This window comes from Arthrobacter sp. cf158, from assembly GCF_900106835.1.
Classification (GTDB): Bacteria; Actinomycetota; Actinomycetes; order Actinomycetales; family Micrococcaceae; genus Arthrobacter.
The window spans coordinates 54,311-66,939 of record NZ_FNNR01000008.1 but is presented as its reverse complement, the minus strand read 5'-3'; the positions used below and the strand labels follow the sequence as shown (position 1 = coordinate 66,939).

Annotated in this window: 11 protein-coding genes; 4 read left to right on the top strand and 7 right to left on the bottom strand. The window is 61.0% G+C overall.

Annotated elements, in window-relative coordinates; translation table 11 throughout:
• Positions 1-36: 36 nt before the first annotated feature.
• Entirely contained in the window at positions 37-1,149 is a 1,113-nt protein-coding gene (locus BLW08_RS16480; protein WP_091326473.1) for a hypothetical protein, read from the bottom strand.
• A gap of 318 nt (positions 1,150-1,467) precedes the next feature.
• Here BLW08_RS16480 and BLW08_RS24285 point away from each other — a divergent pair, with 318 nt between their 5' ends.
• Positions 1,468-2,730 (top strand): choice-of-anchor P family protein, encoded by a 1,263-nt coding sequence (locus BLW08_RS24285; protein ID WP_302846910.1) that lies wholly within the window; start codon positions 1,468-1,470, stop codon positions 2,728-2,730.
• Between the two features lie 118 nt (positions 2,731-2,848).
• Here BLW08_RS24285 and BLW08_RS16470 read toward each other — a convergent pair whose 3' ends face one another.
• The 3 genes from BLW08_RS16470 to BLW08_RS16460 all read right to left on the bottom strand — a co-directional run bounded on the left by BLW08_RS16470 (position 2,849) and on the right by BLW08_RS16460 (position 6,373).
• Positions 2,849-3,721 carry an MBL fold metallo-hydrolase gene (locus tag BLW08_RS16470; RefSeq protein ID WP_254779924.1) on the bottom strand — a complete coding sequence of 291 codons (873 nt, stop codon included), beginning with the start codon at positions 3,719-3,721 and terminating at the stop codon, positions 2,849-2,851.
• 87 nt (positions 3,722-3,808) lie between these two features.
• On the bottom strand, positions 3,809-5,362 hold the full coding sequence (locus tag BLW08_RS16465) for a polysaccharide pyruvyl transferase family protein (RefSeq protein ID WP_254779923.1): 1,554 nt from the start codon (positions 5,360-5,362) through the stop codon (positions 3,809-3,811).
• Between the two features lie 174 nt (positions 5,363-5,536).
• On the bottom strand, positions 5,537-6,373 hold the full coding sequence (locus BLW08_RS16460; RefSeq protein ID WP_217639251.1) for a hypothetical protein: 837 nt from the start codon (positions 6,371-6,373) through the stop codon (positions 5,537-5,539).
• A gap of 282 nt (positions 6,374-6,655) precedes the next feature.
• On the opposite strand from BLW08_RS16460, the gene BLW08_RS16455 reads away from it, so the two are divergent.
• Complete coding sequence (locus BLW08_RS16455; protein WP_091326466.1) at positions 6,656-7,387, top strand: DUF6270 domain-containing protein; 732 nt, start codon at positions 6,656-6,658, stop codon at positions 7,385-7,387.
• A 102-nt stretch (positions 7,388-7,489) separates the two neighbouring features.
• Here the strand turns inward: BLW08_RS16455 and BLW08_RS16450 are convergent, their stop codons facing one another.
• Genes BLW08_RS16450 through pdhA form a run of 3 tightly spaced genes read right to left on the bottom strand, consistent with a single transcriptional unit; the run spans position 7,490 to position 11,225 of the window.
• A complete protein-coding gene (locus BLW08_RS16450) occupies positions 7,490-8,944 on the bottom strand; it encodes a dihydrolipoamide acetyltransferase family protein (RefSeq protein WP_254779921.1) in 1,455 nt (484 codons plus the stop codon).
• Between the two features lie 2 nt (positions 8,945-8,946).
• Complete coding sequence (locus BLW08_RS16445) at positions 8,947-10,035, bottom strand: alpha-ketoacid dehydrogenase subunit beta (protein WP_091326464.1); 1,089 nt, start codon at positions 10,033-10,035, stop codon at positions 8,947-8,949.
• Entirely contained in the window at positions 10,032-11,225 is a 1,194-nt protein-coding gene (pdhA, locus tag BLW08_RS16440; RefSeq protein WP_091326462.1) for a pyruvate dehydrogenase (acetyl-transferring) E1 component subunit alpha, read from the bottom strand. Before pdhA ends, BLW08_RS16445 begins: the two co-directional genes overlap by 4 nt.
• A 171-nt stretch (positions 11,226-11,396) precedes the next feature.
• Between pdhA and BLW08_RS16435 the strand changes: the two genes are divergently transcribed.
• Complete coding sequence (locus tag BLW08_RS16435) at positions 11,397-11,861, top strand: Lrp/AsnC family transcriptional regulator (RefSeq protein WP_091326460.1); 465 nt, start codon at positions 11,397-11,399, stop codon at positions 11,859-11,861.
• Positions 11,862-11,921: 60 nt separating this feature from the next.
• Positions 11,922-12,500: a YdcF family protein gene (locus BLW08_RS16430; protein WP_254779919.1), complete on the top strand. Its 579-nt coding sequence runs from the start codon at positions 11,922-11,924 to the stop codon at positions 12,498-12,500.
• The last annotated feature ends 129 nt before the right edge of the window (positions 12,501-12,629 follow it).

Below are 12,629 nucleotides of genomic sequence, written 5' to 3'. Positions count from 1 at the left end.
GTCTGCTGCGGGCTAAAGCGCAGCTGGGCTGGGGAACTAGTCAGGAGAGGAGCCGGGATCAAAACAGACCGGCTTTGGATGGTGTTCATCGCTGACCGTCACAAGGTCAGAAAGGGAATCCGCGGGAATTATGAGTCCGCCGTGCAGGAAAGCTGCCGCAGGGGTCGGTGGACCGTTTTGGGAGTTACCGGACCCGGCCCCAGCCAGGCCAGCCGGTACAGCTTTGGGGTCCGCAGGCAACTCCGCCGGCGCCCTCGGGTTGCTCGTCGCGGCTGCTCCAACGGCCGGTACCGTGCCTGAATAGCCGAGCACGCGGGTGTTGGGAAGCACCGGCGCAGCAGTCGCGAGTGCTAGCTGCTCGACTTGTGCGGGAGATGACTCCCGGGGTGGAGTTCCGGCCACGGCCTCACCTTCCGGTGAACTTACGACGCCGGAACCTGGGAGCGTGCCGACGCCCGGGGCTGTGTCTCCAGCCGGGATTTCGGGAGGCTCGGAGCCCCCACCAGCCAGCGGCGGAAGGCCCGGTACAACCGGTGGAACAACCGTGGCGACTGGCAGGAGGACGGTGTCAACCACATCCACGATCGGCTGAACAATGGGGTTCGTTACGTCGGTGACGGGCTCCAAGCCAAGGGGTGCCAGGCCATCGTTGACGGGAGGAACCACTGCCTCCACGGTCTGGTCAACGCTTCCAGTTACCGGAGCCACCACCGTGTCCACGACGTTTTCGACTGTTTCAGCCGGAACAACGTGGTTGACGACTGGGACGGTCCCCACGATGGTGCCGACCGATCCCCCGACGTGCTCCACGATGGGCGTCACCACCGGAACATGAATGGTCATCGGTTTAGTGGGCACTACCGCCTTAGGTGCGGGCAGCGGCACGTTCGGGACAGGAATGCTGATGATTTGAGCCTTCGCAGGTGGATCAGCAGCTTTTGCAACGGACCCGACGGCGTCTGTTGCCGAGGAAACAGCAGCGGAGACGTTGGACGATGCTTCACCCAGAAGTGTGTGGTTATCTGCAGATCCACTGTCGGCATTCGCAGCTGTTGCGGAGAGTGCCATCCAGATTGCCGTACCGGCTCCAGCGATCATGACAGAGCGGAGAATGTTGGTAGCACGCGGGAATACGCGTGTGCCCTTCATCTCGACACCCCCAGGTAGTCGCGAACCGAATGGTCGCCTTCATCCTAGGACTGGAGTTACCCATTAGTCCATGGCTGGGAGTAAACAAGATTTCACAACGTGATTCCGGGGGGGGCACTCATCTCACAGAATCCCTGCAGCCTGCACCGCGCGGACAATTCTTGGTTAGTCCTGCCTAGGGCGTCGGACGAGGGAATAGAAAAGAAACTCTTTACCCGATTCGTTGGATCTATTGTTTTAGCCTATTTCCGGACTGTACCGTGAGCACCACCGTAAGCACTCTTACGAGATCGTGTACGACATTCTGGGGAGAACTACATGAAACGTTCGCATGTTGCTTTAGTGGGGGCACTAACTCTTGCGCTTGCCGGGTCGGCTACACCGGCCCTTGCTGCAACCACACCAGCGCAGGTAACCACCGGATTCTCTGGTACCGCGTATGGTTCCTACATTTTCAATACGGATAAGACACTAACTTCCGGTCCGACCGCCAGTTCAAGCATCAGTTGCACCGGTGCCACAGGAAAGACTTCCTCTAACACCGCGGCGGCACTAACCGTTCCCGCCGTCGGCAACGTCGGCGCAGCAACGACCAGTGTCAAAACCCTGCTCACCACCACGGGTAAACGGATCGAAAGCAAATCAACGATCAACGGAACCAGCCTCTTGGGTGGGCTTATCACTGCAGGCGCCATCACCTCCGAAAGTTCTGCGGATAAGAACACTGCGGGTGCCTTTTCTGGCACAAACAAGACGACCATTGCTGATCTAAAGGTTTTGGGCATCGCGGTTGGGGCCAACCCGGGCGCAAACACGGTGCTCGATCTGGCTGTACCGTTGGTGGGTTCCGTTGGCAAGATCACCTTGAACGGGCAGGAAAAGCGCCTGGTTAACGGGACTTATCAGGTATCCACCACGGCGCTACGTGTAGAAGTTCTGAAGGCCGGGCTGCCTGGGCTCAAGATCGGAACGGATATCCGCTTGGGTGTCAGCACGGCCAACCTGACCCCTGCACAGTCGGGCTTCCTGGCCGGTTCAGGTTTCAGCACCAGGGCTGTGCTGGCTTCAGGACTGCTCAATTCGGGTCCAACCGCAGTTGCCTACCTCGGGTGCAGCGGCGGAACAGGGTCGGCAAACGTGGCTGGAACGACCATCCCGGGCCTGTTGACAGTCGGAGCGTCTTCAACGAAGACCAGCGGCGTACTGACCCCGCAACCGAAGAGCGTAGTAACCAACTCTCTTGCAGGACTCAACGTGCTCAACGGCCTGATTCAGGCAGACGCCATCAAGGCTGAGACGAGCGCAACCCGGGCCGCGGGCGCCACAACAGCCACGCTGACGGACACCTCCACGTTCACCAACCTGAGGATTGCAGGGCTTCCAGCTATCAATGCTTCTGTCGCTCCCAACACCGTAGTGCAGGTGGCAGGCCTCGGCCAGGTCACCCTGCATAAGGTCAGCAAGTCATCCAGTTCAATCATCGTCACGATGATCGATGTTGTACTGAACCAGCCACTCGGCGCGCTGCCCACAGGATCAAGAATCCAGATCGGCTACTCCAGCACCGGAGTCACACCCTAGCGGGCAGTTGGTAGGCCAGGGGGTTCGCATCACTGGTAAAAACCTGAACGGTCCGTCACCAACAATTTGATGACGGACCGTTCTTCTGCTTCGTTGACTGGATTTCAGCAGCTCTGGTTTAAGAAGGGTAGGAACCTGTCTTTCCCGGTCCGAAGTCCGGCGTAGCCAGCGAGGCACGTCCTTGGGCGTTGGTTTCTTGAAGCCTCTTGATGAACCAGCGGGACTGCTCCGGGCCGTACGGCAGCACGGGAATCGCTTTGGTTGCGTCGGAAGGCATGTCCCGAATGCTCTGGGTGGCCTGGCGTACAGCCGTGCTCATGGTGTCGGCCATGGTTTTGACGAACTCGTCGCTGGCAGGTTTGCCGTGCCCGGGGACCAGGAACTCGTAACGGTGTCGGAGGGCGGAGATGTGCCGCAGGGCATCGGCCCACTCCTCGGGGTACGAATCCTCGAACGACGGATGCGCACCCTGCTCCACCAAATCGCCCACGTACAACGTGGAGCTGGTGCCTACCAAGAGGTCACCGTCAGTGTGCGCGCGGCCCAGATAGAAGAGTGTGGCGGTGATTCCGCCGAGGTCCACGAGGACCGGCTGATCGTGGACCAGCGCGTTGGGAACGACGATGTCGACGGCGTCGCCTTCCGCCGCTGCCATCTCCGGTTCGTTGGTGGCCACGAAGCGGCGCTGGTTGTCGGCGTCGCGCTCGATGGCCGCAGCACAGTTGGCGTGCGCCCAAAACTCCGTGACGCCGTCGTCGGCAAAAACTGCATTGCCGAAGAAGTGGTCATAGTGCGCATGCGTGTTCACCACTACCAGCGGCAGCCGGGTCTTTTCGCGGACCGCAGCGAGGATCTCCCGGCCTTGGCGGGGGCCACAGCCGGTGTCGATGACCATGGCAAGCTCAGAGCCCACCACGAGCCCGGTGTTCAGTAACGATCCCTCGGTTTCCAAGACGTAGTTGTCTGGTCCGAGTTCTAGCCAAGCTGACAATTCGTGCTCCGTATCCACTGCAATCCGGCGATGTTCAGGCCTCTACTCTACCCACCAAATCCGAAGGGAAGCTGGAAGACTGGCGGGTCAGGCCCGGAGCAACTTCAGGCGTCGTGCCACCCGTACAACAAGGGACGTCTCGAGCGCCCGGAGCTGATTCTGGAGCTCGTTGGATTCGGTCTCTACGGCTGACAGTTTCCCGGCCGAGTCCTCCAAGGCAACCCGCAGCTTCTCGTGTTCAGCTTCCACCGCCGCGAGAGTGCCGGTGGTGTCCTCCAAGGCATGGGTCAGCCGGTAAAGCTCCACGGACTGGTGACCAATGTGCGATTCGTTGTTGGCCGTTAGTTTGGCAGCGGCAGGGTGCTCGCCCGAGTGCAGTTCGGGGAAGACCGGTTCCGGAGTGCTGAGGACCGGGGCGTCCAGGGTGGCGCCCTTGAGGGTCTCGACGACGGCGTCCCACCAGGTGCTTTGGAACGAGCTTTGCGCGGCGCTGAGGTCCTGCAGATAAGCCCGGATGTCATTCCGGCGGTTCCAGAGAAGGTCCACATAGTCGTCAAACCCTGGGGTTACCACGTGCCTCAATGACCGCAGGGTGTGTCCCAAGCCCCAGTTGGCAAGGGCGCCACCCAGCCGGACTTCTCCGTAGTAGTCCACCGCAATACCAAGGCAAGGCACCCCTGCTGCCAATGCGAAGACGATGGGGTGGTATCTGCTGGCGACTACGAATTCGGCCCGCATCGTCAGGGATGCAGCGTCTTCCGCAGTGAACTGCCCGCAGACGGTGACGTTCTTGGACCGCATCCGGCGGCGGATATCCTCGTGCGTCTCCATGTCCATGTCACGGTTCCCCGGTCGGGACATGTGCGGAACCATCACGACGTCCACCTGGCCGGCGTCGGCGATCCTGTCCAGCAGGTCTGCCACGCCCTGGTTGAAGTCGTCCCTGTCCATCGCTCCCGTTCCAGGCGCGAAGCTGGCCACTATGTACGGCCGATCCGGGCTGGGCTGGTACGTCGGAACGGCCGACGAATAGGCTGCGTCAACAGGGCCCGCTTTGAGGAAGCTGGCGTCATCCAAGGTCAATCCGGCCGGGACGCCAGCTTCACGCATCAGTTCGAAGGACGTTTGCTCCCGGACACTGGAGAGCGCTGCCGAGCGGAAGAGTTCCACAGCGGCGTCGTAGTCGGGTCCTGTGAGGACGGGTCCCACGGTCTGGCCAGAGATGACCAGCGGCTTGTCGAGTGCGTTCGCAATTGCGCCCACTGCGGCCCGTTCGTACAGCAACCAGCCATACGGGGAGTTCATGTTGCCGCCGCCTGCAATAACCACACCATCAGAAGACTTAATTGTCTCGATGAGCGTATGGACCTGATCTGCGGCAGGAAGGGCATCCATATCACCCGTCAGGACAGCCTGGATTTCCTTCAGGTACGTCTCTCGACGGTTGGGAGGCCACGGGAACTTCAAGGTCTTCACTGCGGCCGTGCCATACAGCTTGCTGCTCTGTTCCGGGTTCCGGGACAGGAGCACAATGTCCGTGATTCCGCGGGCCTGGAGTTCGTCCACTACGGCATGAGTCATCGCTTCGTCACCCACGTGATAAATGGATTGACCAATGTCTCCAAGAACTACAACTCGCACGGTACCTCGGTTTTAGAGCGTCAAAAAGCAGCTTCCAGCCTACCGGGTCGGGCTGTGGGAACCGGACGGTGGCTTTTTGGTTGCGGAAAAGTACGACGCCGATGGTCAGGTTCGAGGGGAACCTGACCATCGGCGTCGTGACTACTTTTCCCCGCGCGGCGGACAGTTTGTGCCTTACGCCTGAACTGACAACTCGACTCTTTCGAAGCCCATGGCGGCGAGCCCCGACTGCCAGTCTCGGCTTGCGGCTACTGTCAGCGCTTCCACGTGGATTGGCTTGGGTGGAGCCACATGACCCTCACCCCACTGGCCGAGCAAAAGATGAATCTCGTTGTCCGGGTGTGCCGCGGCCAGAAGTGGATTCATGTGATTCTCAACATGGGAGACGTCCGTGCTGTTTTGCATATACGCCACAACGTTTCCCCTCGGTTCTCGGTAGAGCCCGAGAAGGTCGGTTGTGACGTCCTCAGGAAGCTGATCCATTGGATCCTCTCCACGGACGCCGTAGCAAACGTCAGCAAAACGTTCCACTGCTGCTAGTTCGTATTTAGCTATGTTCGTCTGCGGGTTGGAAACGATTGCCAACGAGCCGGGGAAGTGTGCCGAGAAGAACAACGATGCAAAGCCACCACCGGATGCACCGTAGAAGACAATCTGCTGCTCCCCCCATGTTTCCGTTATGTGACTGATAATGGCCAACAAGTTCTTCTGGATGTTCATCCGCGAGTTGCCAACGAACCATCCCAAGTTCAGTCGGTCGGTAAGGACCAGGCTCGGGTCCGATATGAAGATTCGATTCACGGCTATATCGGATGAGACACCCATGCCGGCGAAGGCGGGTAATGTCCACCTCGGGTCGATGGCTCCTTGGAAGAAGACAACGGTCGTGTCGAAACCCCTGTTTTGAACGTTGACGTCAATGGGGAGGCCGTTCTCGACGACAATCTGATAGCCCTGCGGGATGGCTGACGCTCGCAGGAACGACTCCATACCCTTGTAGTTGGTGACCATATGTACCGAAGGGTCGATGATCCGGGGCCGCGTGGGACAGGGGTGGTCCGGGCCCTCATTCTGACCGTTCAGGAAGTACGCCTCAGCACACAGCTCACAAAAACCAAAGCCCATATCGAACGCATAAGTACGACGTTCAGCGAAGTGTTCTATATTCCCCACCAAGATAAGATACCGGACCCGTCCTCCGGCCGACGAACTCGCCGGTCGGCCAGGCACTGAAGCTGGCATGTCATCAGGACTCCACTCGTCTTGCTACGCTGGGGGAATTCTCTTCCGACAATGTGGGAGTTCATTTTGCCCGGCTTGTTCATTTACGGCAGTTGCGTGTCCCGCGACACGTACCCCTTCCTCGACAAAGACTGGACCATCGTCGAATACGTCGCCCGTCAAGGGATGATCAGTGCCGCCTCCCCCAGGGGCGTTCTCCGTGGAGAGAGCGCACTCACATCCAAGTTCCAGAATCAGTGCGTCCGAAATGACATCCGGTCGTCCCTCTTTGCCACGATCGATAAGGCGGCGAGCGAAACTGACCTCTTTGTTCTGGACCTCGTGGACGAACGGCTGGGAGTGTACGAGCTCGGAGGTGGTTCATACATCACGCAGAGCTGGGAACTGGGAGAAAGCAAACTTCTACAACAGCAGGACATCGAGCCTCGCCTCATCGCCTTTGGGTCCGAGGAACACTTCAAGCTCTGGTCGCAGTCGGCAAGTGTAGTGATCCGTAAGATCAAAGACACAGGCCGTCCAATTCTTGTCCTGGCCCCGGAATGGTCGGAGAGCTCTGACAGCGGACACGCGGACCTCATATACCGGGGCCTCTACGCTGCAACGTACAACAAGGTTTATCAGCGCTATTTTGACCACCTTCGGGCCGAGGGTTGTACCGTGCTATCCATCGGGCAAGACACAGTCAAGGCCGCCGCAGGCCACCAATGGGGCCTGGCGCCCTATCACTATGTAGATGCGGTTTACCACAAGATGCGGGATGCGATAACAGCCGCCGTAAAGTAGCGGCCCCGATACCGCGCAGCCCTCATTTCTGATCCAGATTCAACAGCAGGGACCACGATACAGAAATCGTGGTCCCTGCTGTCGTTGACCTACTTTGCGGCCTTACATATCCGCGAGCGCTCCACCCGGGTTCTCGATCGCGTCAGCCACGTACCGCAGGAAGCCCGCAGCCGTTTCGCCGTCGCACACCCGGTGGTCGAAGGCGAGGGTCAGTTCGGTGACCTTGCGGACGGCCAGCTCACCGTTGACCACCCAGGGCTTGTCGATGATGCGGCCCACGCCCAGCATCGCTACCTCGGGGTAGTTGATGATCGCTGCGGATCCGTCCACGCCGAACACGCCGTAGTTGTTGAGCGTGAAGGTGCCCGAGCCCAGCTCGGTTGGAGTCGCTTTACCCTCACGGGCGACGGCGGTAAGGCGGCGGATCTCCGCGTCCAGCTCACGGGCGCTCAGCCCATGCGCGTTGCGGACCGAAGGAACAACGAGACCGCGGTCCGTCTGGGCCGCGAAGCCGAGGTTGATGCCATCGAAGCCGACGATCTCCTGCGAGCCGTCCACAGCAGTTTCAAAGCGGGTGTTCAGGGCCGGGTACTTTTTTAACCCAGCCGTGACAAAACGGGCGATGAAGGCCAGCAGACCGGGGGTATCGTGCGGTGCGCGCTTCTTGAGCTCAGCCCGCATCTCAAGCAAAGCCGTTGCGTCGACATCCACCCAGACCGTTGCCTCGGGTATCTCGGAGCGACTGCGGGTCATATTCGCCGCAACAGCCTTGCGGACCCCACGCACAGGCATCCGGGCGGAAACGCTCAAGCCGGTCCGGCTGTCAACGGAACCTTCGGCAGCGGCCGTCACCTCTGCCTTGGACGGAGCAACGGCAGGAGCCTCCGGCGCTGAGATAGCAGCCTCCACATCCCGGCGCATGATCAGACCGCTTGCACCCGAACCCGCAATCGCGTCGAGGGAGACTCCATGATCGCGGGCCATCTTGCGCACGAGCGGCGAGATGACAGCACTCAACCTGCCGGGGATACGGGTCCCGGCAACCGCCGGTTCCATCATCGGTTCAGCAGCGGGCTCAGCCACGGCACCAAGATCGACGACGGCGACACTCGCCTTGCGCGGCCGGGTGCGACCACCGGTCGCGCCACCAGGGGTGCCATAGCCGATCAGCACGTTGCCGGAACCGGCCTTCTCCTCCGTGCGATACGTCTCCGCGGCAGCCTCAACTGCAGGCGAGGCATCAATACCGGAGGAGACGGCAGTGGGCGCCACAGACACGGCTGCGGCAGCGGGCGCCGCGGCCGCAGCGCCAGCCCGGGCGATCGAGATCAGCGGTTTGCCGACGTCGAGCGTTTCCCCGGCCTGACCGTGAAGCTCGGCAACCGTACCGGCGTAAGGCGAAGGCACCTCCACCATTGACTTGGCGGTCTCTACCTCGGCAATCGGCTGGTCAACCTTGACCTCGTCACCAACGGCGACAAGCCAGTTCACCAGTTCAGCTTCGGTGAGGCCTTCCCCCAAGTCGGGCAGTTTGAAGACCTGCATATCTGAGCTCATGGTCAGTCCTCCCATTGAAGGTCGTCAACGGCGTCGAGGATGCGATCGACGCTTGGCAGGTAATAGTGCTCCAGCTTGGGAGACGGGAACGGTACGTCGAAGCCGGTCACACGGAGGATCGGCGCCGCGAGGTAGTGGAACGCGCGTTCCTGGACGCGGGCCACGATCTCGGAGGACACGGACGCGAAGCCATGCGCTTCAGCGATCACGACGGCGCGTCCCGTCTTGCGTACGGACGCGCAGACGGTCTCGTCGTCGAAGGGGACCAGCGTGCGGACGTCGATGACTTCCAGGGAGCGGCCTTCTTCAGCGGCGGCAGCGGCAGCGGCGAGCGCGGTGGGGACGGACGGCCCGTAGGCGACGAGCGTGGCGTCTGTGCCGGGACGGGCAACAGCCGCGCGGCCCTCGGTGGAGGTTCCGGCGTCGTGCTCTGCTCGCAAGGCACCCAAGTCAACCTGGTCCTTGGACCAGTAGAGCTTCTTGGGTTCCATGAACATCACGGGGTCATCAGAGTCGATAGCTTCGCGGAGCATCCGGTATCCGTCGGCCACGGTGGCCGGCGTATAGACCTTGAGGCCGGCGGTGTGGGCGTAATAGGACTCGGAAGAGTCGCAGTGGTGCTCCACTCCCCCGATGCCGCCGGCGTAGGGAACACGGATCACCAAAGGCATTTTGAGCTTGCCCTTGGTGCGGTTGTGCATCTTGGCCACGTGGCTGACGATCTGCTCGAAGGCCGGGTAGGCGAAGGCGTCGAACTGCATTTCGATGACAGGGCGCATGCCGTTGATAGCCATGCCCACTGCCATGCCGACGATGCCGGATTCTGCCAACGGGGTGTCGAAGCAGCGCTGTTCGCCGAACTCGGCCATGAGGCCGTCGGTGATACGGAAGACGCCGCCCAGCATTCCCACGTCTTCGCCGAAGACCAGGACGGAAGAGTCGGCGCGCATGGCATCGGCCATGGCCGTGTTCAGCGCCTTGGCCATGGTGAGGCTTTGCGGGCCGGTGGCTTCGGCAGTGGCCGCGGCGGAAGCGGCGGCGCTGGCGGTGGCTGCGCTGACGTTGCCGTTAACGGTGGTGGTGACGGTCATTTTCCGCTCTCCTCTCGTGCGAGTTCGCTGGCGAGCATCTCGGACTGTTCTTTCAACTGCGGGGTTTGCTTGGCGAAGACGTACTTGAAGAGGTCAAGCGGCTGGACGGGGACGTCCTCGCCCAGGCCTTCGCGGAGCTGGGTGGCGACGGTTTCGGCGTGCTCAGCAATCCTGTTGCTGGCCTCATCGTCGAGGAGACCATTGTCCGTGAGGTACGACTTCATACGCGCCAGCGGATCCTTTGCCTGCCATTCGGCGACTTCGCTGTCCGGGCGGTAGCGGGTAGCGTCGTCGGCGTTGGTGTGGGCCTGCATGCGGTAGGTGTGGGCTTCGATCAGCAACGGTCCTGAGCCGTCGCGGGCCAGCTTCACGGCACGGTCCATCACGGCGAGCAGCGCCACGAGGTCGTTACCGTCAACGCGCTCACCGGCCATGCCGTAGCCAACAGCCTTGTGGGCCAGCGACGGTGCCACGGACTGGTGGCTGAGCGGTACGGAGATGGCGTATTTGTTGTTCTGGACGAAGAAGATGACGGGAAGGTGGAAGACGGCGGCGAAGTTCAGGGCCTCGTGGAAGTCGCCCTCGCTGGTGGCGCCGTCGCCGCACATCGCCATCACAACGGTGTTTTCACCGCGCAGCTTGGCAGCGTGGGCGACGCCCACGGCGTGCAGCAATTGGGTGGTGAGCGGGGTGCACTGGATGCCCACGTTGTGCTCGGTGGGGTCGTACCCGCCGTGCCAGTCGCCGCGGAAAATGGTCATCACCTCAACGGGGTCCACCCCGCGGGTCATGACGGCGACGGCATCACGGTAGGTGGGAAAAAGCCAGTCCCCCTCGCTAAGGCACATGGCAGCTGCCACCTGGCAGGCTTCCTGGCCGTGGCTTGAGGGGTAGACGGCCATACGGCCCTGCCTGACGAGCGCAGAGTTCTGGTCGTTAACGCGGCGGCCGACGACGAGCTGCTCGTACGCGGCCATCAGTTCAGCATCGCTGGGCGTGGGGTATTCATGGCCGGGTTCGGTGCCTTGCTCGTCATGGGAGCGGAGGGTGCCGTCCGGGTTCACCATTTGGATCTGGTGCCGGGCGGGAAGCATGTAGTCCTCAACGCTGATGCCGAATTTTGTCCGAACGTCAGCAGCTTGGTCCTCTACAACCGTTTCCGGCGCAGAGTGGTCTGCGTGGATCGTCATTGGTCCGTCCTTCTCTAGCCACTATGTGCTTCCAGTATGTTCCCCCGCGATATTTCGTATCCAGCTTTCGGCTGAATCATGGAAGACCTTGCCTAAAATGGGTATTCTGAAAGACAGATTGCAATTGTGAGCTGGGTAACGTGCCCTTGCTGTAGACGGTTTGGAGAGCGCATGAGTGAGGCCGAGGCGGAGCAGACTGCCATACCCCTGGACAACGTGGACCGGGACATCATCCGCGAACTCACCACCGACGGCCGCATGTCCATCACGCAGGTGGCCGAGAACGTCCACATCAGCCGCGCCCACGCGTACTCCCGCATTGCCCGGCTCACCGGCGAGGGCGTGCTGACCAAGTTCACTGCCTTGGTTGACCCCATCAAGGCAGGCCTACGGTCTTCTGCCTACGTGACGCTGAAGGTTCAGCAACATTCGTGGCGCGAACTGAAGGAACAACTGCGGGCCATTCCCGAGGTTCACCACATTGCACTGGTGGGTGGGGACTTTGACGTCATTCTTCTGGTGCGTGCTACGGACAACATCCATCTCCGCCGTGTGATCTTCGACCAATTGCAGTCCATGGACGGTGTGCTGGATACCCAGACTTTCCTTGTGTTTGAGGATGTTGACACCCGCTAGGCGCTCCCGGCGGCTCCTGGCTGGGAGAGGGCACCCATTTCCGAACCTTAGACTGTCCCCGTGCCCCTCAAAACTGCCCCCGCTACGCGCGTCATGGGCGTTGTTGTTGGGGCATGCTTCTTGGCGGTATTTCTCTGGCTGATCGCAGCGTTTCAATTCTTCTACAACCCGCCTCAGGCGACGCCCCACCGCACCGACGCGATCGTTGTCCTGGGTGGCATGAGCAAGGAACGGTTACCGGTGGCGTTGGAATTGCAGGAGAAACTGGATATACCCGTTCTGGTCGTCTCAACCACCGGCTTGGCCGGCAACGTGGAAGGGGACGCACTATGCCAGGAGAACGCGGGCGAAGGCGATCCTGATCTTGTGTGCTTCCGTCCGTCTCCGTTGAACACCAGGGGTGAGGCTGAGGCTTTGCGCGGATTGATTGCGGATCATGGCTGGAAATCCGTGACCGTGGTGACGTCTGAATATCACCTCATGCGTGCAGGCACCCTGATTGGCCAGTGCACGTCCGCCGAGGTGCAGATGGTTGGATCTAAGCCGGACCTTTCCTCGGGCGCGTGGATTGACCGGTTCGTGATCGAAACGGGCGGATTGATCGACACCTGGATGCGGCCGGAGTGCTCTTCTCACTAAGGTAGTGGAAGGAACAGTTCGATAACCGGCCTTACAGCCGCCATCCAGGGAAGGTACAAACGGTGAGTCAAGAACCCGCGCGTCCGCTTCCGGCTGGTCGCCATTTCAAGCGCCGCCGGTTCGGACTCC

Excerpts from the sequence above, each read along its gene's own strand:
- BLW08_RS16450 (WP_254779921.1), bottom strand. The coding sequence starts at position 8,944 with ATGAGCTCAGATATGCAGGTCTTCAAACTGCCCGACTTGGGGGAAGGC.
- BLW08_RS16455 (WP_091326466.1), top strand. The coding sequence starts at position 6,656 with ATGTGGGAGTTCATTTTGCCCGGCTTGTTCATTTACGGCAGTTGCGTG.
- BLW08_RS16480 (WP_091326473.1), bottom strand. The coding sequence starts at position 1,149 with ATGAAGGGCACACGCGTATTCCCGCGTGCTACCAACATTCTCCGCTCT.
- BLW08_RS24285 (WP_302846910.1), top strand. The coding sequence starts at position 1,468 with ATGAAACGTTCGCATGTTGCTTTAGTGGGGGCACTAACTCTTGCGCTT.
- BLW08_RS16445 (WP_091326464.1), bottom strand. The coding sequence starts at position 10,035 with ATGACCGTCACCACCACCGTTAACGGCAACGTCAGCGCAGCCACCGCC.
- BLW08_RS16435 (WP_091326460.1), top strand. The coding sequence starts at position 11,397 with ATGAGTGAGGCCGAGGCGGAGCAGACTGCCATACCCCTGGACAACGTG.
- BLW08_RS16460 (WP_217639251.1), bottom strand. The coding sequence starts at position 6,373 with ATGGTCACCAACTACAAGGGTATGGAGTCGTTCCTGCGAGCGTCAGCC.
- pdhA (WP_091326462.1), bottom strand. The coding sequence starts at position 11,225 with ATGACGATCCACGCAGACCACTCTGCGCCGGAAACGGTTGTAGAGGAC.